Source organism: Peribacillus sp. P4_D6 (assembly GCF_056401795.1).
In genome coordinates this window covers 1-20,820 of record NZ_JBFUIQ010000073.1, presented here as the reverse complement: position 1 = coordinate 20,820, position 20,820 = coordinate 1, and the positions used below count along the sequence as shown (strand labels likewise).

19 protein-coding genes and 1 pseudogene are annotated in these 20,820 nt (G+C 40.4%); 6 read left to right on the top strand and 14 right to left on the bottom strand.

Features of this window, described 5'->3' with window-relative positions; all coding sequences use genetic code 11:
- The first annotated feature begins 374 nt into the window (after positions 1–374).
- A pseudogene (locus AC1DVB_RS18395) lies at positions 375–948 on the top strand (DUF6434 domain-containing protein).
- Positions 949–1,494: 546 nt separating this feature from the next.
- Here AC1DVB_RS18395 and AC1DVB_RS18390 read toward each other — a convergent pair.
- The 6 genes from AC1DVB_RS18390 to AC1DVB_RS18365 form a co-directional block, all read right to left on the bottom strand.
- The gene (locus AC1DVB_RS18390) at positions 1,495–2,142 is read right to left on the bottom strand and encodes a 3-oxoacid CoA-transferase subunit B (protein ID WP_057276918.1); all 648 of its coding nucleotides are present in this window, start codon (positions 2,140–2,142) and stop codon (positions 1,495–1,497) included.
- 16 nt (positions 2,143–2,158) lie between these two features.
- Positions 2,159–2,854, bottom strand: a complete 696-nt coding sequence (locus AC1DVB_RS18385) for a CoA transferase subunit A (protein WP_034309718.1) — start codon at positions 2,852–2,854, stop codon at positions 2,159–2,161.
- 32 nt (positions 2,855–2,886) lie between these two features.
- Positions 2,887–4,272 (bottom strand): GntP family permease, encoded by a 1,386-nt coding sequence (locus AC1DVB_RS18380; RefSeq protein WP_034309720.1) that lies wholly within the window; start codon positions 4,270–4,272, stop codon positions 2,887–2,889.
- A gap of 620 nt (positions 4,273–4,892) precedes the next feature.
- The gene (locus AC1DVB_RS18375) at positions 4,893–6,563 is read right to left on the bottom strand and encodes a sigma-54 interaction domain-containing protein (RefSeq protein ID WP_239858839.1); all 1,671 of its coding nucleotides are present in this window, start codon (positions 6,561–6,563) and stop codon (positions 4,893–4,895) included.
- A gap of 64 nt (positions 6,564–6,627) precedes the next feature.
- On the bottom strand, positions 6,628–7,803 hold the full coding sequence (locus AC1DVB_RS18370) for an acetyl-CoA C-acetyltransferase (RefSeq protein ID WP_477590346.1): 1,176 nt from the start codon (positions 7,801–7,803) through the stop codon (positions 6,628–6,630).
- The gene (locus AC1DVB_RS18365) at positions 7,800–8,747 is read right to left on the bottom strand and encodes a 3-hydroxyacyl-CoA dehydrogenase family protein (RefSeq protein WP_477590344.1); all 948 of its coding nucleotides are present in this window, start codon (positions 8,745–8,747) and stop codon (positions 7,800–7,802) included. Before AC1DVB_RS18365 ends, AC1DVB_RS18370 begins: the two co-directional genes overlap by 4 nt.
- Before the next feature lie 247 nt (positions 8,748–8,994).
- Here AC1DVB_RS18365 and AC1DVB_RS18360 point away from each other — a divergent pair, with 247 nt between their 5' ends.
- On the top strand, positions 8,995–9,771 hold the full coding sequence (locus AC1DVB_RS18360) for a 3-hydroxybutyrate dehydrogenase (protein ID WP_477590342.1): 777 nt from the start codon (positions 8,995–8,997) through the stop codon (positions 9,769–9,771).
- 289 nt (positions 9,772–10,060) lie between these two features.
- On the top strand, positions 10,061–10,903 hold the full coding sequence (gene mleCBF, locus AC1DVB_RS18355; RefSeq protein ID WP_477590340.1) for a CBF family alpha/beta fold macrolide esterase: 843 nt from the start codon (positions 10,061–10,063) through the stop codon (positions 10,901–10,903).
- A 62-nt stretch (positions 10,904–10,965) separates the two neighbouring features.
- On the opposite strand, the gene AC1DVB_RS18350 is transcribed toward mleCBF, so the two are convergent.
- The 3 genes from AC1DVB_RS18350 to AC1DVB_RS18340 form a co-directional block, all read right to left on the bottom strand.
- Positions 10,966–11,142, bottom strand: a complete 177-nt coding sequence (locus tag AC1DVB_RS18350) for a YjcZ family sporulation protein (protein ID WP_244645179.1) — start codon at positions 11,140–11,142, stop codon at positions 10,966–10,968.
- Positions 11,143–11,315: 173 nt separating this feature from the next.
- Positions 11,316–12,353 (bottom strand): DUF1835 domain-containing protein, encoded by a 1,038-nt coding sequence (locus AC1DVB_RS18345; protein ID WP_477590337.1) that lies wholly within the window; start codon positions 12,351–12,353, stop codon positions 11,316–11,318.
- 435 nt (positions 12,354–12,788) lie between these two features.
- The gene (locus AC1DVB_RS18340) at positions 12,789–12,968 is read right to left on the bottom strand and encodes a DUF4083 domain-containing protein (protein WP_477590335.1); all 180 of its coding nucleotides are present in this window, start codon (positions 12,966–12,968) and stop codon (positions 12,789–12,791) included.
- 768 nt (positions 12,969–13,736) lie between these two features.
- Here AC1DVB_RS18340 and AC1DVB_RS18335 point away from each other — a divergent pair.
- The gene (locus AC1DVB_RS18335) at positions 13,737–14,519 is read left to right on the top strand and encodes a hypothetical protein (protein ID WP_239858872.1); all 783 of its coding nucleotides are present in this window, start codon (positions 13,737–13,739) and stop codon (positions 14,517–14,519) included.
- Positions 14,520–14,614: 95 nt separating this feature from the next.
- Positions 14,615–15,334 carry a hypothetical protein gene (locus AC1DVB_RS18330; RefSeq protein ID WP_477590333.1) on the top strand — a complete coding sequence of 240 codons (720 nt, stop codon included), beginning with the start codon at positions 14,615–14,617 and terminating at the stop codon, positions 15,332–15,334.
- Positions 15,335–15,908: 574 nt separating this feature from the next.
- Here AC1DVB_RS18330 and AC1DVB_RS18325 read toward each other — a convergent pair.
- The 3 genes from AC1DVB_RS18325 to AC1DVB_RS18315 all read right to left on the bottom strand — a co-directional run bounded on the left by AC1DVB_RS18325 (position 15,909) and on the right by AC1DVB_RS18315 (position 17,944).
- Positions 15,909–16,361, bottom strand: a complete 453-nt coding sequence (locus AC1DVB_RS18325) for an SRPBCC family protein (RefSeq protein WP_057276932.1) — start codon at positions 16,359–16,361, stop codon at positions 15,909–15,911.
- A 154-nt stretch (positions 16,362–16,515) separates the two neighbouring features.
- Positions 16,516–17,388, bottom strand: coding sequence for an AraC family transcriptional regulator (locus AC1DVB_RS18320; protein WP_377333468.1), 873 nt, complete (start codon positions 17,386–17,388; stop codon positions 16,516–16,518).
- 103 nt (positions 17,389–17,491) lie between these two features.
- Entirely contained in the window at positions 17,492–17,944 is a 453-nt protein-coding gene (locus AC1DVB_RS18315; RefSeq protein WP_063575303.1) for a GNAT family N-acetyltransferase, read from the bottom strand.
- Between the two features lie 221 nt (positions 17,945–18,165).
- Here AC1DVB_RS18315 and AC1DVB_RS18310 point away from each other — a divergent pair, with 221 nt between their 5' ends.
- Entirely contained in the window at positions 18,166–18,345 is a 180-nt protein-coding gene (locus tag AC1DVB_RS18310) for a small acid-soluble spore protein H (RefSeq protein ID WP_054399815.1), read from the top strand.
- A 205-nt stretch (positions 18,346–18,550) separates the two neighbouring features.
- Here the strand turns inward: AC1DVB_RS18310 and AC1DVB_RS18305 are convergent, their stop codons facing one another.
- Positions 18,551–19,063 carry a DUF3189 family protein gene (locus AC1DVB_RS18305; protein WP_098866146.1) on the bottom strand — a complete coding sequence of 171 codons (513 nt, stop codon included), beginning with the start codon at positions 19,061–19,063 and terminating at the stop codon, positions 18,551–18,553.
- A gap of 195 nt (positions 19,064–19,258) precedes the next feature.
- Positions 19,259–20,368, bottom strand: a complete 1,110-nt coding sequence (locus AC1DVB_RS18300) for a D-alanyl-D-alanine carboxypeptidase family protein (protein ID WP_477590330.1) — start codon at positions 20,366–20,368, stop codon at positions 19,259–19,261.
- Positions 20,369–20,820 lie beyond the last annotated feature (452 nt).

The window sequence follows — 20,820 nt, the reverse complement described above, 5'->3', positions numbered from 1 at the left end:
ATGTTAGTTTGGTGTCTAACATTTACGGGGCAGATCAGAGTAGTCTACAGTTTTTTCTTAATAAACGTTCCAGCTGATTTCAGAAATCCGCTCCCTTTCCGCCGACTGTCTGCCAAGCCTCCTCGACGCAAGCGTCTGTGGGGTCTCGGCTAGCCAGTTTTTCGGCAGGAGTGTCGCACATTTCTTCCATCCTTTAAGGGTTACAGTATAAAAACATGAAGAATAATCTAGTCTTCAACATGTTTCAAGATGAGCCGACTGTGTTTTTTTCTAAAGGCTGTTTTCGTAAATTGTTGTTTTTGAATTTGTTGTTTTGAATAGAAAGAACATTCGTTCTATAATGGTATATAATGGAATTTAAGGAAGTGTTTTGTTTGAGACCTAATCTATCAAAAGATATTAGCATTGAAAGTTTCAAAGATTTCTATTGGTTGAAAGAGGAATTGCAAACGTTTTGCAGGGAAAACGGGATAAGTTCTACTGTTCAAAGATAGAAATTTCCGATAGGATTGAAACATTTCTTCGGACAGGAAAGATAAAAAATCCTATTAGAAAAACAAAAATCAACAGGACGGTTGAGCCTCAAGTACATTTAAACCTTGATACAGTCATTACAGAAAACATCGTTGTAGTCAAGATGTGAGAGCCTTTTTCAAGACTTTTATCCCTAAATTCCGTTTTTCAACATATATTCAAAACTACTTTAAAAGTAACGTAGGGAAAACGTATCGTGATGCTGTAGATGCTTGGTATGAAGGAGAAGAACGAAAGAAAGACCCCACATTCAAGAAAAAGATTGCACCTCAATTTGAATACAATCAATTCACTAGTGACTTCTTTGCTTATCCGAAAAATCAAGGTAAAAGTCGTGCAGAAGCAATTGAAGCCTGGAATAAGATCAAGAAACTTCCTGGAAGCAACAAATATGGACCTAATAATGAAATATAAGGACACCTTAACATTTATACTGTAAAGTGATTTTAAATTTTAGAAGTTCCAATTAATTGGAACGGAAGGTACGAGACTCCTGCGGGGAAACGTGGCCAAGGGAGACCCCGCAGGCGTGAAGCGTCGAGGGCGGACCGCCCGCGGAAAGCGAGTGCTTGGAGTGGAAATCAACGTTCGAGTCTTACAAACAAAAAAACATAAGAAACATGGAGTTCTATCTATTAAAACTAAGTTGATTGGAACGGAAGGTACGAGACTCCTGTGGGAAAAGCGWGGCCAAGGKAGACCCCACAGGCGCGAAGCGTCGAGGGCGGACCGCCCGCGGAAAGCGAGTGCCTGGAGTGGAAATCCATTAAACATACCCTCTTTCAGAAATCCGCTCCCTTTCCGCCGACTGCCTGCCAAGTATTGATAACTGAGGTGAAAAGGCCTGTCGTTCCTTCATTAATAGAAATGGAATTTCTCCCAAAAAATTAGACGGCTTCCGTTCGCCCGTTTGCGAATGAAAGCCGTCTAATCATGAATTATTTTATTAATCTCTTAACCTTACGCTTTGATTTCAATAGAGGGGCTTATTGTAAAGTCAGCCTCTGTTTTACTTTTCACTTCATCAAGTGTTACGCCATTTTGCAATTCAATCAATTCCATGCCAGCGTCTGTAAATTGAAAAACGGCCAGTTCGGTAATCAGGCAATGGACGACTTTTTCTCCCGTCAATGGCAATGTACAGCTTTTTTTCACTTTGGATTCCCCATGCTTGTTCACATGGTCCATGATGACAACAATTCGTTTTGCGCCTTGTACGAGGTCCATCGCTCCTCCCATTCCTTTTACCATCTTCCCTGGAATCATCCAGTTTGCCAAGTCCCCATTCTCGGAAACTTCCATCCCGCCTAAAATGGCTAGATCGATGTGGCCGCCGCGAATCATCGCAAATGATTCAGCGCTATCAAAAAATGATGCCCCCGCTTTTGCCGTTACCGTTTCTTTTCCTGCATTGATCAAATCCGGATCAACTTCATCCTTTTGGGGATAAGGCCCGATTCCGAGTAAGCCATTTTCCGATTGAAGCATGACATTAAAGTCATTTGGAATCATGTTGGCAATCAAGGTCGGCATTCCAATCCCTAAATTCACACACATCCCATCTTTGATTTCTTTAACGGCCCGTTCTAAAATTAGTTGTCTAGTCATTCGATACTCCTCCTTTTTATGCGTTAGCAGTTGTAAGTCTTTCAATTCGTTTTTCATAGTCATTTCCTACAAGCACCTTTTGTACATAAACCCCTGAAGTATGAATTTCATCTGGATCGAGCTCCCCTGTGCCCACAAGTTCCTCCACTTCGACAAGCGTGACTTTCCCTGCGGTGGCAACGACAGGATTAAAATTCCTTGCCGTTTTCCGATATACAAGATTACCGAAATGATCTGCTTTCCAAGCTTTTACAAAGGCAAAATCTCCTACTATTCCTTTTTCCATAATGTATGTGCGACCATCAAACTCTTTATGTTCTTTACCTTTTGCGACTTCCGTCCCTACCCCTGTAGCTGTATAAAAGGCAGGAATCCCCGCTCCGCCCGCTCTTAAACGCTCGGCCAGCGTTCCTTGGGGAACTAGTTCGACCTCCAGCTCGCCACTTAAAAATTGCTGTTCAAATAACTTATTTTCCCCAACATAAGAAGCGATCATTTTTTTGATTTGTTTATTTTCCAGCAATAGACCCAGACCCCAGTCATCGACCCCGCAATTGTTGCTGACAATCGTCAAATCCTTTACACCTTTGTTACGCAAAGCAATGATAAGTTTCTCTGGTATTCCGCTTAATCCGAACCCGCCTACGATAATGGTTGCTCCATCCTCGATTTGTTGAATAGCGCTATCAAAAGATGTTAATAATTTACTCATTTTCCATCATCTCCATTCTTAATACTATTCTATTAAATAAACAGTGATGTTGCAAAAGCTATGATGAACACGGTCACTGTTTTCAAAATCGTAATCGCAAAAATATCCTTGTAAGATTGACGATGTGTCAGTCCAGTAATGGCAAGCAAGGTAATGACGGCACCATTATGCGGCAGCGTATCCATTCCGCCAGATGCCATGGATGCTATTCGATGAAGCATTTCCGGGGTGATTCCGACACTTTGGGCCACCTGCAAATAGTGACTTCCCATCACTTCTAGCGCAATCGAAAGTCCACCTGATGCGGACCCGGTAATCCCTGCCAGCACATTGACGGCAATAGCTTCGGATACGAGCGGATTACCGCTTGCATTGAACACCCAGTTTTGAATGACCGAGAATCCAGGAAGTGTTTTCACCACATTCCCAAAGCCAACTTCAGATGCAGTATTGAATATGGCAAGCAATGATCCCATTGCCGCAGCTGTTAATCCACTAGCCAATTTGACCTTGATGCGTCCAACATTCAGAAGCATCGCTGCAATGATGCCGATTGCCAAGGCAACAATCAAAGACCAGGATGAAGTGACTGTGCTTACATCGGCAATGTTGAAAGTTTCCTTCAACATCGAAGCATCATACCAATGCTTAACCGAAATGGCACTGCGGCTGAAAGCAAAATTAAACGCTACGACAAGGATGAGCGGTACGATGGACAGCCAAAAGTTAGGCAGGTTTTGCTGTTCTGCACTTTCTGGCTCATTGATATGTCCTTCCCCGTAGCCTTCACCATTTGCCACCGCTTGTTTACGGCGACGCTCTAACCAGATCATTCCTCCAGTGAATACCATGATCGCGCCAATAATCCCCATGATTGGAGCTGCATAAGTATCTGTTCCGAAATAATTCGTTGGAATGATATTTTGAATCTGAGGTGTTCCAGGAAGGGCATCCATCGTATATGTGAAGGCACCCAATGCTATCGTACCCGGCAATAATCTTTTTGGAATGTCTGCTTCCTTAAAAATTGCCGCTGCAAATGGATAAACGGCGAATGCCACTACAAACAATGAAACCCCGCCATATGTCAGCGCCGAGCACGCCAGCACTACAGCAAGAATAGCCTGCTTGGAGCCTAGTGATTTTACGATGGTCTTGGCAATGGATGCAGCTGCACCGCTCATCTCCATGACTTTTCCAAATACGGCCCCTAATAAAAATATCGGAAAAAACGCTTTTATATAGTTAGCCGCAAACGTCATATATGTCTCTGTATAACTCGGCAGCAAATGTCCGCCGGATAAAATGACCGCCAATAAAGTAACAATCGGCGCTATGATAATGACCGGATAGCCCCGGTAGGCTAAAAAAATTAAAAGTCCCAGTGCCACCACAATGGCTAAAATTTGAATCACCAATTCAATTCCCCCTTTTCTCCCCTTGCCCCAAAATAATTCGGAAGCCGTTAAATAGGACTAGCAATCTCCTAAAATCCATATTTTTAATTTTTCCGCTTTTACCATTCAAGCCTGCCTTCCCCAAGTCAAGCTGAATGATCCCCCTAAATATCCCCTAAACATTGAGAACGCTTTCAATAATCCCTTTTCATTTTACGTGGAAACACAATATAAAATGACAGATGGGCCATTCACTAAAGTAATTATGCAATTATTGTGCCAACTTAAATACAAGGAAAAATCTCATCTTTTAAAGCTTTTTCAAACATTTCCTTCCCTAAAATCACTTAAAACTGTAAAGGTTTCAGTACACACAAAGATAAACTCCAAAAAAGTGTAAGACTTTTCTTACAACTTTTAAATTCCCTTTCGTTTTATGTACGGATTTCCTAACACACGCAAATATTTGCTAGTAAAAGCTTGGGGAGGGGGATTCAGGCATTCGCTTACATTTGGCGGAAAGGGAGCGGACTTCTGAAAGCATCTTGCACGTTTTAAAAATAAAAAAACTGCAGGCAAACTCGATTTATTTCGAATTTTCCTGCAGTCTGAACCCTTTGGCAAAAGGGTCCTTTCTTCAATCATAAACCATATTTATTCATTTTTTCATACAGTGTTGTTCGGCTCACTCCGAGTCTCTTTGCCGTTTCTGATTTATTGCCAGAAGTCATTTCCAAACAGGAAACGATCGCCGCCCGTTCGGTTTCATCCATTACTTCAGCCAAGGTGCGGATCGAGACGGCTTCTTTATGACCCGTTATTTCTTTAGGGAGATGCTTGGAACGTATCATTTCCCCTTCTTCAACTATATTCATTGCGCGTTCAATGATATTCTCCAACTCACGAATATTCCCCGGCCATTTATAAAGACGAAGCAGGCGCAATGCTTGATCGCTCATCCCTCTTACGCGTTTCTTCATGAGATTCTGGTACTTTTCAACAAGATGATTTACCAGTATTTCAATGTCCTCCGGTCGCTCCCTTAAGGAAGGAACATGGATTTGCAGGACCTTCAATCGGTAATACATATCAAGCCGGAACTCCCCTTTCGAGACCATTTCCTCCAGATTACGGTTCGTTGCAGCGATTACCCGTACATCAATCGGAATACTTCCCGTCGAACCGACCCTCTCAATCTCTTTCTCTTGTAAAACACGGAGCAGCTTCACCTGCATATGCAGTGGCAGCTCACCGATTTCATCCAGAAAAATCGTACCGCCTTCAGCCGCTTCGAACTTACCCGCTTTTCCGCCTTTTTTTGCACCAGTGAAAGAACCCTCTTCATAGCCAAATAGCTCTGACTCCAGCAGTTCCGCCGGGATGGCGGCACAGTTCACTTTGACAAACACACCCATGGCCCGTCTGCTGTCATTATGAATGGAATGGGCAAACAGCTCCTTACCTGTTCCGCTTTCACCCAAAATCAATACATTCGAGTCGCTTTTAGCGGCAATTTTGGCCTGACCTTTCACTTCCATGAAAGCGGGGCTTCTTCCAATCAAATGATCAAACGTATATGAGGCCTTATTTCTCTCGCGAAAATCGCCTTTGTACTTTTTCAGCTCTACTTCAAGAGAATTTATCCGCTTGGAAAGAGCGGTGAATTGCCCGACATTCTTAAAAAGAATCTTCCCGACCGCCCCTATTAACTTGCCTTGTTTCCTTATCGGGGAACGGGTCGCAATTATATAATTATCTTTAATTTTTTGTAATTCAGCAACCTCTTGCTTGCCAGTTTTGGCGACCACATGCATACGGGTGTTTTCAATGACCTCCGTTACATGTTTCCCTATGGAGCTTTCCTGATCGACCCCCAGAAAATCCGCATAAGCATGGCTCAGCATTTGGACATACCCTTCCGTATCGACCATCACCAAGCCGTCATAGGCAAACTCGATAATATCCTTAAACAGAATTTCTTCATGATTATCGATATTAAGAAAATCACTTTTATTATTTGTAAATAATAGGAGGTAAATCTGATACTCCTCATCCCCCATTTGAATGATGGCCTTTCTGACAATCCCATTATTCTCATTCAAACGGATCGGAGTATTTACAGCTGGTACAAGGTTTTTTTCTAAAATCAAATGTATTTGCCGATCAAATTGATTCTCAGCAAAAGCCTTGGATAATACGCGATTGCATAGAACGATTTCTTTTTCGTTTTTCGTTACCAAAACACCAAAAGGCAATTCTTCCAATATCGCTTTCACTAATTCCAATTGAATCGTTTCATTATCGCTGGCCATTCCTCTTCTCCTTAACCCGTCCGAAGTTTCCTCCATTATATCATAGGAAAATGAGGCCAAGTCATTACCGTTCCACAATCAGCGCAGTTCCCTGTCCGCCGCCGATACATAAGGTGGCAAGGCCTGTTTTTGCATCCCGGCGCTTCATTTCATACAATAAAGTCACTAAGATGCGGGCACCGGAAGCGCCTACCGGATGACCCAGGGCAATCGCCCCGCCATTCACATTCACTTTCTCCGGCCTCAGTTCAAGGTCCTTAAGCACGGCGAGTGACTGTGCCGCAAAGGCTTCATTCACTTCCAACAATTCAATATCATCTATTGTCAATCCCGCTTTTGCCAAAGCTTTCCTTGTCGCAGGAACCGGACCATATCCCATGATTTTCGGATCAAGCGCAGCGTTTGCATATGACTTGATTGTCGCTAATGCTTCCAGTCCCAGCTCGTCCGCTTTTTCTTTAGACATCAGGACTAACATCGCACCCCCATCATTGATTCCCGAGGCATTACCTGCCGTAACCGTTCCATTTTCCTTAAATGCAGGACGCAGCTTCGTTAGCTGGTCTATCGTCAGCCCATGACGCGGGTGTTCATCTTGTTCCACCAAAATCGTCTTTCCTCTGCGTTTATATTCAACAGGTGCGATTTCCTCTGCAAATAGTCCTTCAAGCTGCGCCTTTTCAGCCTTCATTTGGCTTTCTAAAGCAAATTCATCCTGCTTTTCACGGCTGATCCCCCACTGCTCGGCGATATTCTCCGCTGTCACGCCCATATGATATTGATTAAAAACATCCGTTAAGGCGTCATAAGTCATTGAATCGATCGCTTCAGCATTGCCCATTTTCTGTCCAAAACGATAATTTGGAAGTAAATACGGAGCATTGCTCATGCTTTCAATCCCCCCGGCAAGAATCACCTCCGCATCACCAAGGGCAATGAATTGCGCTCCCATTATGACCGTACGGAGGCCAGATYCGCAAAGTTTATTAATCGCCATGGCCGGCGTTGTTTCCGGAATACCTGCATGAATCGCAACCTGACGTGCCACATTTTGCCCTAATCCAGCAGATAGAATATTCCCAACCAATACCTCATCGATCATGTCAGCCGAAATATTTGCCCGCTTAATCGCTTCCTTAGCTGCCACAACTCCCAAGTCAACCGCCGAAACATTGGTCAGACTGCCTCCAAACGCACCAACCGGTGTTCTTGCTGCCCCTACAATCACCACTTCTCTCATAATACTTCCTCCTTCTCCATTTTTAATTTTCCCAGTTTAATAAAATTACGGTCCCTCTCATTGATTTTTTGAGAAACGGTAGATTCTTCATACGTAAAAATGCCTTCTCCCGACTTCGTCCCAAGCTTTCCCTCAGCCACCAAATCACGAATCAAAGCAGGCGCTTCCTTACTCTGGTCCAATACCGGTGAAACATTATCGAAAACACGCTGCCATGTATCAAGTCCGCCAAAATCGGCAATCTCGATCGGCCCGGTAAATGCCCAGCGAAAACCTGGTCCAGCCGTTATCGCCGTATCGATATCCTCGGCATCGGCAACGCCCTCTTTTAATAGATAAAAGGCTTCACGCATCAAGGCAGTCTGGAGACGATTGGCAATGAACCCTGCTATTTCTTTTTTCAAGAGAATCGGAGACTTGCCGATTTTACGCATTAAATCCATGGTTGTCTTGACGATTTCCGGCTTCGTTTCGTCATGCTGAACAATTTCAACCAATGGAACCAAATGGCCAGGATTAAAGAAATGCGTGATGACCATTCGCTCCGCAAACGAGGCCTTCTCCATCAATTGGGAAATCGGAAAGGTCGATGTATTTGAAGCAACAATGGCATCCGGTTTGATTATTTCCTCCAGTTGCTGATATAGATTTAATTTCAGCTCGATGACTTCCGGAATCGCCTCAATGATAAAATCAGCATCCCTTACTGCCCCTTCCAAGTCCACGCTGTATGTAATATTCGCTAATGCACCTTGCTTTTCCCGACCAGTCAAAGCCCCTTCCTCGATGAGCAATGATAGATTCTCAGAAATTCGATTTTGGGCATGGTTTAGCAGCTCTTCCTTTATATCGTTAATGGTGACGAAATACCCGCTAACTGCAAAAGACTGAGCGATCCCACTACCCATTACACCTGAACCGATAATGGCTATTTTTTTAATCATCCAGCTTCCCCTTTCCGTTTCAATTACCTTTATTTACTCACCTTTTTATATATGCAATATCCATGCCAATGATAAGGGGAAATAAAATTCTTTTTTTATCTTGAAAATCATGATAGACTCTTACTCATTAACCTAAACCATATTTTTATACCCTTCCCTTTATATACTTACTCTACGGAATACTTCCCTGTTCACGACATAAAATGACAGACTTGGACCATTACATTTTTTATTGGAGGAATGTAATATGGTTAAAGATAAAGTGGCGATCATTACCGGATCTGCTAGAGGAATCGGCTTTGAGATCGGAAAGATATTTGCTAAAAATGGAGCAAAGGTCGTTTTGTCCGACCTTGATCAAAACACAGTTGAAAAAGCTGCTCTGGACCTAAGGAACAACGGCTTGGAGGTTATCGGCTTAAAAGCTGACGTAACAAGTGAAGAGGATATTATCCAACTAATCAAACAAGCTAAAGACAAATATGGACGAATCGATATTTTCATCAATAACGCCGGCCTTCAGCATGTTGCACCAATTGAAGAATTTCCAACTGAAAAATTCGAACTGATGATCAAAATCATGCTGACCGCGCCATTCATTTCAATTAAGAACGTTTTGCCAATCATGAAAGAACAAAGCTTCGGCAGAATCATCAACATCTCTTCCATTAACGGCCTGATTGGATTCGCCAACAAAGCCGCATACAATAGTGCCAAACACGGTGTAATCGGCTTGACGAAAGTCGCCGCCCTGGAAAGCGCCTCTTTTGGCATAACCGTCAATGCCCTTTGCCCAGGATACGTAGACACGCCTCTCGTCCGCGGTCAATTGGAGGACCTGGCAAAAACAAGACAGGTACCGTTAGAAAGCGTTTTGGAAGAGGTCATCTATCCACTTGTCCCACAAAACCGCTTACTCGATGTAAGTGAAATTGCCGACTACGCCATTTTCCTTGCAAGCGACAAAGCTCGGGGCATCACAGGCCAGGCAGTCGTATTAGATGGCGGATATACCGCTCAATAAAATGCATGTTAAAAACCCCGAATAAACGGCACCAAAAAGTGCTATGTATTCGGGGTTTTCTGTATGGAAACGTGGGAAAATTTGGTGACGAAAAGATATCCCCCATGTTAAAGTAATATAGGGATACCTCCCATTTTACAACTATTAAAAGGAGGCCGCGTCATGATTATTAAGTGGGTTAGACTGCGATAATGAAAAGCGCAGGCCAATCATCATGCTCCGGAAAGTATATATTGATCTGCGCCATCGTAACGGCTATTGGATAATATTTAATACGGAGGTAAAAAACATGAGTGAACAGATACTGAAAATCAATAAAGTCGATATATGTACTGAAAGTTTTGGAAACCCTAAGGACCCTGCCGTGCTTTTGATCATGGGAGCGATGTCTTCATTAGATTGGTGGGATGATGATTTCTGTCTCCGCCTAGCCGATTCGGGGAGATTTGTGATTCGCTACGACCATCGGGATCTGGGACGGTCTACCGTTTATGAACCCGGTACCTCCAACTATACAATAACGGATTTGGCTGATGATGCCGCGGGTGTCCTGGACGCTTATTCCATAGAACGTGCTTCTATCGTTGGGATGTCCCTTGGCGGTATGATCGGACAGATTCTTGCCTTAAGATATCCGGAACGTGTAAATACGCTTACGCTAATTGCATCAAGCGTGTTCGGGACTGTAATGGAAAAACTGCCTCCAATGGACCAGAGCATATTGGATCATCATGCAAAAAGCGCTTCCATTGATTGGTCAAATCGGGAGACGGTCATCGCTTATCTTGCGGATGGATGGAAAACTTTAGCCGGTTCCAAACCCTATGAGCAGGAAAGAATGCATAAACTGGCAAAAAGAGAAGCAGACCGTGCCAAGCAGCTACCGAGCAGATTCAATCATGCCATGCTTGCTGGAGGAGATGAATATTTCGATCGAATGGGTGAGATTTCCGTACCTGTCCTCATCATTCACGGCACAGAAGATCCAGCCCTGTCATACGAGCACGGACTTGCTCTTGCGAAAGCCATCCCTCAAGCTGAATTAGTGACTCTTGATGGATCAGGGCATGAAATTCATAGTGACGACTGGGATATGATTATCGAATCAGTCATAAAGCTTACTTCGCGATAATTAAAATAAGTTTGCATAAAGGAAGCCGACCAATAAAGGTCGGCTTTTCTTTAATACATTTGTTAGCAGAAACCGCCATATCCTTGAACGGGATAACAGCAATCGTTACCTCTATCTCCGCCGAAACAAGCAGCTCCAACGATGATTAAAAGGATAAACAAAACGACTATAAAAGCGAAACCGCCACCAAATCCACCGATATCGTTACCACAACTTGATTCATGACCACAATTTGACAATAGAAACATCTCCTTATTTGTTTTAGGAGGAAAAAATTAAATGGGTTAATTCAACTTATGTTCTAAATAGGATAATGACACAAAAATCACCAAAAACTTTTTTGAATCCATTTCATGTGTATCCAAGGAGGGGGCGAACAGCTTAGTTCAAGAGATCATGTCCCACACACGAATTAATGAAGTAACTCTTTTTTTAATTTCACTTCGTATAGTCGCATTGCACTTAAATCCCCCCGATATTCAAATATTTCTTTTACAATTAAATCACGGAGTCGATATTCTATCCATTCATCACCGGTGTATTGCTGCATATGACCAATGACTTCACCAATCAAACGGGCCGCCTTCATATAATCATGCGTACCCAGTTCTTTATGTAATTTCTTTGCACAATGAATGATAAAATCATCACCTTGTTCGATATTTGAAAGCCTAAGCTCGCCACCCTCCCATGTTCTCAAATGATTGTCAATCAGCAGTAAATTCTGACCTTCGTCACTAAGAGCTTCACGTTTTGCAAAATTCATGGGACTAAGCTCAAATTGTTCAAATAAATGAAGCAGTTTTTCGGGAGTCAATTCTCCTGATGAACGAGGAAACTGTTCTCCTTCTAACATGGGATATGAGTAGAACTCGTGAAATACTTTAAACGTATTAAGTTCGAACACTTCATTAACTTTATTTTTCAATAAATAAAGGACAAAACGCAGACCGGTTTGCTCAGCAGCGTTCTCACATGTCCAAATAATCACCTTTTGATAGGGTGGTATCGCTTTTATTTTCTCGATTGCTTTTAACATACCCTGTTTATATTCTTCAAGATTATTGAAATCATCACGATAGTTTTTCTTAAACCATCTAAAACGATTTTCTATCCCTTCTTTTGTTTGAAGTGATTTCATTGGACCCACCGATAAAATCTCGGGTAACACAATGATTTCTTCTGTTTTTGCATAAGTAGTTTTGCGAAATGCGAATTTTAAGCTACCTGCTGGCGAATCACCAAATACAATATGTACCGTTTGCGGACGTTCTATTTTCTCTTCATTTCTAGAAACTTGAAACAATGATTGTTTCATTGATTGGAGAATGCGAATCATTTCATCTCCTTCACATTGTTCAGAACGTATAAATATTAAATTTAGAAGAGCCTTTACCTCACGTTCATCAAGTTTTGAAATAGCTCGTTTTAACTGATCAATATTCTCCATTATTTGTCCCCTTTTCACACCTTTTTTGATTGTACTGTAAATATATCAAACTCAGGATGGCTAATGATTGTTTGCGACATCCAATTCCCACTAACTTCAGCTTATTGTACAAAGAAGGTAAAAAGGTCCGAGTTATTTATGATAAAAGGAAATTCTTATATTCTTGTTTTTTCCATGGCAGTTCTGTTGACAATCATACTTGTTTCAACTACACCGGAAAACCAATTATATCTTCGAAAATCGGAATATATCTGCGAAACTCCAGTTATATGTGCGAAAATCGGAATATATCTGCAATAATAATAATTAAAATTCCACTCCAGATAACAAGAAACGATTATGGAAAATTCATTGAGATAAATTCAACAACTAAGTTATATTCGACTTCTTATGGACCTAACCAGAAAACAAAAAAATGAAAAGAATAAAAAGAAATTACTCTCTTTTATCCTTTTCAAGCAGCTCAATTGCTCTATCAAGTTTTTGTTCTATGTTATTGGGTTTGTTTAGCCTTGCAAGAAGAGAACGAACAAAAAAGTAAACTGCAAAAATCATACCAAGCAACAAAATAAACATAATAAGTTGATATACTAAATCACCTATATTGATACCCAAAGAACCCCACTCCTTTCTTTTTTTCTTATATCTAATAAACAGGACATATAGTCGACAAAAAACTATTACTATAGTTTTTTAGAAATCACTTTTATTTCTTTATATATTTGTGTAAGTACTATTAGGATATGTATAGGGATACCGACTGCAAGTCCCACCAATGGCGAATAAGGCCCAGCGAAGGTAAAGAGCGATACAAGTGTAATAGTTATATATATTGATATAATTAACGCCGCCATAAAAATTTCTCCTTTTTTGGATAATTATAGCATACGTGCACAGTCCGAAAATACCTCGGCTGTCTTGCTTCCCTGGCACTTAGTATTCAAAAGAAATAACAATATATAAAAGTAATAATTCCCCTTCTATAAACCTCATAGATTTAAAAACGAAATTTCAGACGCCTTAAAAAGAGCCTAGGACTTCTTTGTTCACTTTTTGTAAAAAGCGAGCAAAGAAGTCCTTTTTGGGTTTATCTATATTTTCGCTGACATCACTTAGCTTTTTGCTTCCCTTTATATTCGTCCATTTCTTTACTCGCGTTCCATACTTCCTCTAATGCCAAATTATATATAAGTGTAAGCCCGATAAATATTTACGTCTTGTCCGCAAATATAAGCAACCTGTCCAAGCAATTACCTTATTTTATTAATACTATATTTTGTAACTACAACGAAAATGCTTTTGGCAGTGCTTTAGTACGGTTCGATACTACACTCCATTTCATTTTCGAAAATAAAAATAGTTACAAGAAAGGATTGAGATTTTATGGGTAATTTCAGTAAAAATAATCCAATGCACAGCAACTGGGGTTCTGCATGTTCCGACAGCGACTGGGGTTTTGGGAGTGATTCAAGATTCGGTCATGATTCAAGATTTGATCATGATTCAAAATTCAAAAAATCATGTAAGGTTTGTAAGTCTCACGACGCTTCTGCTTGCGATTGCAATTTTAAAGCTCCGGCTCGCCAACTCGCTGCACCATTAAACAGCGACTGTGTCCTAGTTAATTCAGTTGTAGGCTCAAAAGCGGTACAAAAGGTTGCAGAAACAACACTTCCTTTTACCGCGTTTACTCCTGTTATACCAGCTGGATCCACAATTAGATCAGTATCTGTTGTACCGAATCTAGCCGGTATTACCCGTAACACGACAATTATTAGGGACAAAGTTGTTAACATCGGGCTTATTCCTGTAACTGTTACGGTAACGTTTACGGCACCAGGAACAACCGCTCCTGTTTTAACAGCCACACTTGCAACTAGTTTACCATTCCAAGAGCATACAGATTTTCCAGGTGCCTGCCCTGAGGATATGGTAGTAGAACCCCCATTAACAATAGAAGGAATCTTTGCTCAACCAGGCGTTCCAGTCATCGGCCCTACAGGACTTGTTACTGCCAATGCTATTTTAGTCAAGATTGTACTACGCACTACAATTACAGTGACTCGACAAGTTATTGTAGATAAACACGGTGGTATTTGCGACGTAAATGAACGTCGTTGTGAAACTACAACTACTCCAACAACTAATACTCTTCCTGCTCCGTAAATGACGGTGTTGATTAGTTTTTAATCTTGACTAGCAAAGCCCTCTCTAAATAGAGGAGGCTTTGCCTTTATTCATATTTTAAAAGATAGAAAGGAGTGACATTTCCATGTATTATCACGAGGATTGTTGTAAGCAGAAACACTACGATAATGAGCATCACGATCATTGTTGGAAGAAAAAATGCTGTGATAATGAGCATCATGATCATTGTTGGAAGCAGGAGAAATGCTGCGACAATGAGCATCACGATCATTGTTGGAAGCAGGAAAAATGCTGCGACAATGAGCATCACGATCATTGTTGGAAGCAGGAGAAATGCTGCGACAATGAGCATCACGATCATTGTTGGAAGCAGGAAAAATGCTGCAATAATGAGAAGCACGATTGCTGTAAGAAGAAAAAATGCTGTGATGATGAGCATTGCGATTGTAAGAAGAAAAAACGCTGCGATAATGAGCATTGCGATTGTAAGAAGAAAAAACGCTGCGATGATGAGCATTGCGATTGTAAGAAGAAAAAACGCTGCGATAATGAGCATTGCGATTGTAAGAAGAAAAAACGCTGCGATRATGAGCATCATGATTGTAAGAAGAAAAAACGCTGCGATAATGAGCATCATGATTGTAAGAAGAAAAAACGCTGCGATAATGAGCATTACGATCATTGTTGTAAGCAGAATAAATGCCATGTTGACTTTGGGTGTCATATGTCATGGGATTGGTAGTTTGTTAAATGAAAAGTACTTTGATACCTTAATTATCAAAGTACTTTTTTTGTTTCCAAAAGATGAGTCATGTCAACCTCACATGTTTTGAGTACTCATTCTGTTGCCCTTTATCACATTTCCGAAACAAATACATACCCATCGTCAGTCTCATTTTGCGCCACCTTGGAAAATATGATTTATGATTCGCTTGCTGCTAAACTATCCTGTCCGTTCATCTTCAAGAGAATCGACTATATCCTTTTAAAAGATTTATTTTTTGAAAAAAAGTAATAATTTTACACATTAACTCTGGAACATTTGTTCTGTTTATGTTATTCTTATAAAAACAAAAGAAAAGATCTAATCGCAGCAAACGATTTGATCCGTAATTATAATTAACGGTCGGTTGTATCCGCGGGCCTAACACGGTTGTACCGCTGAGCCGAGCCATTCGCTAATCTTTAGGGTGCCGGTTATAAAGACAGCTCCGAACTTCAGCTAAGCACCCATTAGTTCTATAAAACATTTATAACACTTGTCCATCTTCATCATCAGGGAATCATTTCATTATTCATCAACTCCTTCATTCTTAATCAGTGAATTAGTTCCTCCTGGTACTAGGGGAACATAAAAAGGCTGCCGCAGCAACCCATGATAGCAGAGTATAGTCTTAAACAAGGTTATTACCTATTCTCGGCAATCTTTTTCAGTGCCTTTGCACGAGAAACGATAAATGCCCTCATATACTTCTCTAAAAACAACTTATCAGCTAATACTCCAATTGGACCGAACGGTGACTTATATTGAAATGTATCCATCATTATAGTTCCGCCTGGTTCTTCTTTAAACTGATGTGTGTGTACGAAGGAATGGAAGGCACCCTTCACCATAATATCTACAAACTTATTTGGTTTTTCCATTAGTGTCACTTTGGCTTCCAGCCTTTGTTTAATACCAAAGTGTATGGCTTCCCAAGTAACAGCATCTCCCTCCTCTAATAGCCCTTCTGTCACACCATCAACAGCCATTTCCTTTGTGTTCGCTGTCGTTTTGGTATGGATATCCACACTCCTCGCTAGGTCAAAACATAATTCAACTGGAGCTTTAATAAATTGCTGATACTCAATAACAGGCATTTTCCAATCTCCTTATATTAGCACTTTCTATCCACCATTATAGCTCGTTAAAGCAAATTATACCTAGCTCTTATTCCCTTATCCTTCCCTGTTTGCTCCATAAGAAAAAGCTGCCATAAGACAGCTCTTCCGATAAATTCCTCGCCTGGTAAACTTACTTTTTCATAACAGGGATCCATATTTCACTTCTAAATGTTGGTGAGGTTATGTCTTTATTTTCGTTCCAAAGGATTTCCGGCCCTTCTCTTTGTTCATAGTTAGAGGATGGAAACCATTCGGAATAAATGCGTCCCCAAACATTTTGCAGTGTTTCAGGAAAGGGGCCGACTGCTTCGAATACCGCCCACGTAGACGCATCAACATTCAGCTGTATTAAGTTATCTGGACATTCCCTCGTTGTAGCTGCGCCGATATAATGATCAAGCTCCCCTTTTTCCTCCAACCGGCCTTCGGAAAAGTTCGCGGATGCACTAAGCAGCCCTAATGGTTCGACATTCGATAGGTTTTTAAGTTCATTTATCGTTTTCTCGTCTAAACTTTTCCACATAGATGCAATCTCTGGATTGACCCCGTTAAAAATGATTGGAACCCTTTTTTTAATTCCAATTATGTGAAATGCCTCTTTTTCTTCAATTCGATAGTTCATTTCACTGCCTCCTTTAATGGATAATTGGAAGGACATCGGTGGATAGGCTTTAAGTGAATGGCCATTACTTCTCGCTTCTGATGGCGTGATACCATGCAAATGCTGAAACGCCCTTGCAAACGAATCTGGTGAACTGTACCCGTACTTTATCGCAATATCAATGACCTTTATGTTGCTATTTTTAAGCTCAAACGCTGCAAGTGTAAGTCGTCTTCGGCGGATATACTCGGATAGTGAAATACCGGCAAGGAAGGAAAACATCCTTTTAAAATGATATTCCGAGCAATAAGCGAGCCTTGCAACTTCTTTAAAGTCAATTTCGTTCGTAAGATTTTCTTCAATGAATTTAATGGCACCATTCATATTTTTGAGCGAATCCATTCAATGACCTCCCTTATATCAACAGAATAGCAGGAGTTGAAATGAAACATCCGACATTCTGTGCACGATTATGCAGGGTCTAATCCCTTTGTGTTAAAAGTACTTATTGTTGAAATGGGGTTTTACCGACTTTTTGCATAAATAGCTCTGGTTTATCAATCTGATTAAAACCAAATTTTTCATATAATGAATGTGCATCATTCGTTGCTAACATAAACCTGCGAACCTTTTTTAGTTCGGAATGGTCGGTGATAACGTCCATTAACCATTTTGATAATCCTAATTTACGATAGTCAGGTAATATAAACACATCGCAAAGATACGCATGGGTTGCTAAATCGGTTATTACCCTTGCAAATCCAACTTGATCACAATCTTCATTTCCTATTTCACCCTTATAAACCCCAAAACATAAGGTCGTATTTTCAATTGACTTTATTACTGTTTCCTTAGTTATCCCCTTTGACCAGTAAGCTTCATGATTCAAAAAATCATGTATTACATCTACATCTAAATACTTTTTATTAGTAGAAATCGAAAATCCTTCATTATTCATTTTACATCCCCCTATACTTTTTTAATTTTCTGTAATTATATCCACTGATTTTATCTTGAACTATCGTGCGTTATCGAAATATTTAAAAACTGCCATACAAATAACTCACCCACCAGTTCGTTAAGTAAGGGATTCTTGGAAGAATTTTAATTACAACTCGTATATCTAAGTAAATCGGAACAAATATTAAACATGTTGCAAATTCAAAGGAGGTGGCTAAAATGAACGCACAACGAGCAGAAGAAATTGCTTCTTCACCAAATATGGTTACTGTAACCTATAATGAGGAAAGTATCTACATTGAGCATGTGGATGAACAAAATGGAACAGCTACAATCCATCCCCTTGATGATCCAAATAAAAAACAAAGTGTTTCTGTAACCAGCCTGCAAGAACAGTAATTTCCTCGATTCATTAATAAACCTCCACTTCCGGGTGGTGGTTTATTGTTCGATTAAGTGCAAGCACCACCTCTTGTATAGCATGTATCCATCCAGAAGCGTAACAAAAAAAGCCAACATCAATTGTTGACTTGTTTCCCTATACAGTTGACAGCCTGCACTTTCAAAAACGATTTTTGATGGGCTAAGTAAATTTTTAATAGGATTACTTATATTTTTCATTTTCTATTATAATCACTTTTTCCCCATTCGCTGCTTTTCCTATTTGTTTCGTGTTTTCAACCAAGCGAAAAATATTATCACAGCATTGTTTGGTGCCTATAATTAATAATGGCACACCTATGAAATCAATTTTTAATGCCCTTGATAAATATCCCCCTATAGACATGGCAATAGGGACAGTTGGGGATGTATTGGAGAATACAATTTTTTCGTTAAAGTGAAATTTCTCTTCCAGTAGTAAAGTCAATTCTTTTAATGCCGGAACAACGAGTTTCTCTCTTTTATGTCCCATTGTATAAACGGAATTGCCATCTTCATCGATCCCGCGAAAAATCAGCTTTCCAAATTCTTTTTTCGTTAATTTATTAAAATATTTTACATTTAATATTTCTTCAGAAGTTAGTTTTCTTTCCGATTGAGGTAATTGTTTTAAATGATAGGCGGCAGCCAAAGACGTGGTATGTGTACCCCCATAATCATTATAGATATACATCATGAAATCATCCCTAATAGTTTTTTTAATACTATTATGGTCATATACTCCATTTCCAATTCAGGTACCTTTGTGCTGTCCAATTAGTATAGTCCTGTCCTCGGATCATCAATAAAAACAAAAGAGTGCACCTATCATTCATGGATGATAAGGGCACACTTTTATTTTTTTAAACTGGGGTATGTATAGGAACAAGTTTTAAAATCCTCCCAACCCTAGAGATGGGACAGAAAATTTAATTAGCTTATCATCGATTGTTTCTTGTTTAATCGGGGCAGGCAATACTGTGTTCCTAACATCAGCGACCGTTTTAAGGTCAAAGGAGTCGATTGCTTCCCCTTCTTGGTTCATGATTGAAAGCACTCCATCATTACTCGTTTTTAGACTAGGTTGATCACTGATTAAATGAGTATAGTATATGTCTTCGTTCAGCGTGTAGGAATTAGAGTAATCCGCTGAATAAAGTTTGCTTTTTTTATCAATTTTTCCTGATTTAAAGTTTTCAAAGCCATAGTTGAATAAAAGCCTGGTATCAGAGTAGGCAACTTTGTCTGAAGGAGCTTTTAGAGTGACAGCAATCAATTCCTGTTCTCCTCTAGTGGCAGTAGAAATCAGGGTGTAGCCGGATTGACTTACGAAACCGGTTTTCCCGCCGGTTATTCCCTTATAGGGGAGTTCGCCTTTTAACATTTTATGATGGGTAATCAGAGTTGTGTCCCATGTTTCCACTTCCCATGGTAACTCCTTCTTCCCAAAATACTCACGGAATGTTTCATTTTTCATTGCATATTGGGTAATTTTCGCAAGGTCACTGGCCGTAGTTACATGGTCTTTGTCAAACAATCCATGGGGGTTCGTAAAATGAGTATCGGTAACGTTTACTTCTTTTCTTAAAAACTCATTCAAATCTTCCATGAACAATTTTTCACTGCCAGACATATGCTCGGCAATTGCGATGGCTGCATCATTTCCGGAGTTGATCAGCATGCCTGCAATTAATTTGGAAAGCTCTATTTCCTCCCCAGGTTCAATAAATACGGAAGACCCGTCTGCCTTCGCCGCTTTTTTGCTAACAGTCACCAGTTCGTTCTTATCCCCGTGTTCTATAGCATATATCGCCGTGGCCACTTTCGTTAGACTGGCTGGATACATACGTTTATCCATGTTTTTTCCGTATAATACTTTTCCACTTTTCGCGTCAATAATGATCCCGGCTTCACTATTGAGAGGTAAGTCAGATTCTGCACTTACCTTCGTAGAGGCGAAAGGGATTAAAGCCAAAATGAAGATGATGAAAAACTTTTTCATATGCCGCTCCTTTGATGATAGTTAAATCTTATATAGTTATAATAAAATAAATCTGAATGTTTAAAGTTGTTTTATTGAAAGTGAAATACAAAAGTAATTACCCCTTAATAATTTTGGAAACATTTCGGGTAATCACCTTCATTTTCTTTCCTGAAATAACTTTAAAAGGGTTGTAACCCTTTTAGTGGAGCCTCCATTTAATCCCCATTAAACGGATTTTTTAGCAGCTCACTAAATACCTGGAAATTTCTTTTCATGAAAAAACCCTTCAAACGGAAGGGCTCTGGCTGTAGAGAAACTCTAAGAAAAGCGAGTTTGACTGCAGTTTTTTCTTTTAAAAATTTCAGTTGATTTCAGAAATCCGCTCCCTTTCCGCCGACTGTCTGCCAAGCCTCCTCGACGCAAGCGTCTGTGGGGTCTCGGCTAGCCAGTTATTCGGCAGGAGTGTCGCA

Bases quoted from the DNA above. Each gene is read 5' to 3' on its own strand.
- AC1DVB_RS18385 (WP_034309718.1), bottom strand. From the start codon at position 2,854: ATGAGTAAATTATTAACATCTTTTGATAGCGCTATTCAACAAATCGAG.
- AC1DVB_RS18345 (WP_477590337.1), bottom strand. From the start codon at position 12,353: ATGGAGAATATTGATCAGTTAAAACGAGCTATTTCAAAACTTGATGAA.
- AC1DVB_RS18325 (WP_057276932.1), bottom strand. From the start codon at position 16,361: ATGCCTGTTATTGAGTATCAGCAATTTATTAAAGCTCCAGTTGAATTA.
- AC1DVB_RS18365 (WP_477590344.1), bottom strand. From the start codon at position 8,747: ATGATTAAAAAAATAGCCATTATCGGTTCAGGTGTAATGGGTAGTGGG.
- mleCBF (WP_477590340.1), top strand. From the start codon at position 10,061: ATGAGTGAACAGATACTGAAAATCAATAAAGTCGATATATGTACTGAA.
- AC1DVB_RS18335 (WP_239858872.1), top strand. From the start codon at position 13,737: ATGGGTAATTTCAGTAAAAATAATCCAATGCACAGCAACTGGGGTTCT.
- AC1DVB_RS18300 (WP_477590330.1), bottom strand. From the start codon at position 20,368: ATGAAAAAGTTTTTCATCATCTTCATTTTGGCTTTAATCCCTTTCGCC.
- AC1DVB_RS18305 (WP_098866146.1), bottom strand. From the start codon at position 19,063: ATGATGTATATCTATAATGATTATGGGGGTACACATACCACGTCTTTG.
- AC1DVB_RS18315 (WP_063575303.1), bottom strand. From the start codon at position 17,944: ATGAATAATGAAGGATTTTCGATTTCTACTAATAAAAAGTATTTAGAT.
- AC1DVB_RS18390 (WP_057276918.1), bottom strand. From the start codon at position 2,142: ATGACTAGACAACTAATTTTAGAACGGGCCGTTAAAGAAATCAAAGAT.
- AC1DVB_RS18360 (WP_477590342.1), top strand. From the start codon at position 8,995: ATGGTTAAAGATAAAGTGGCGATCATTACCGGATCTGCTAGAGGAATC.
- AC1DVB_RS18320 (WP_377333468.1), bottom strand. From the start codon at position 17,388: ATGGATTCGCTCAAAAATATGAATGGTGCCATTAAATTCATTGAAGAA.
- AC1DVB_RS18310 (WP_054399815.1), top strand. From the start codon at position 18,166: ATGAACGCACAACGAGCAGAAGAAATTGCTTCTTCACCAAATATGGTT.
- AC1DVB_RS18375 (WP_239858839.1), bottom strand. From the start codon at position 6,563: ATGGCCAGCGATAATGAAACGATTCAATTGGAATTAGTGAAAGCGATA.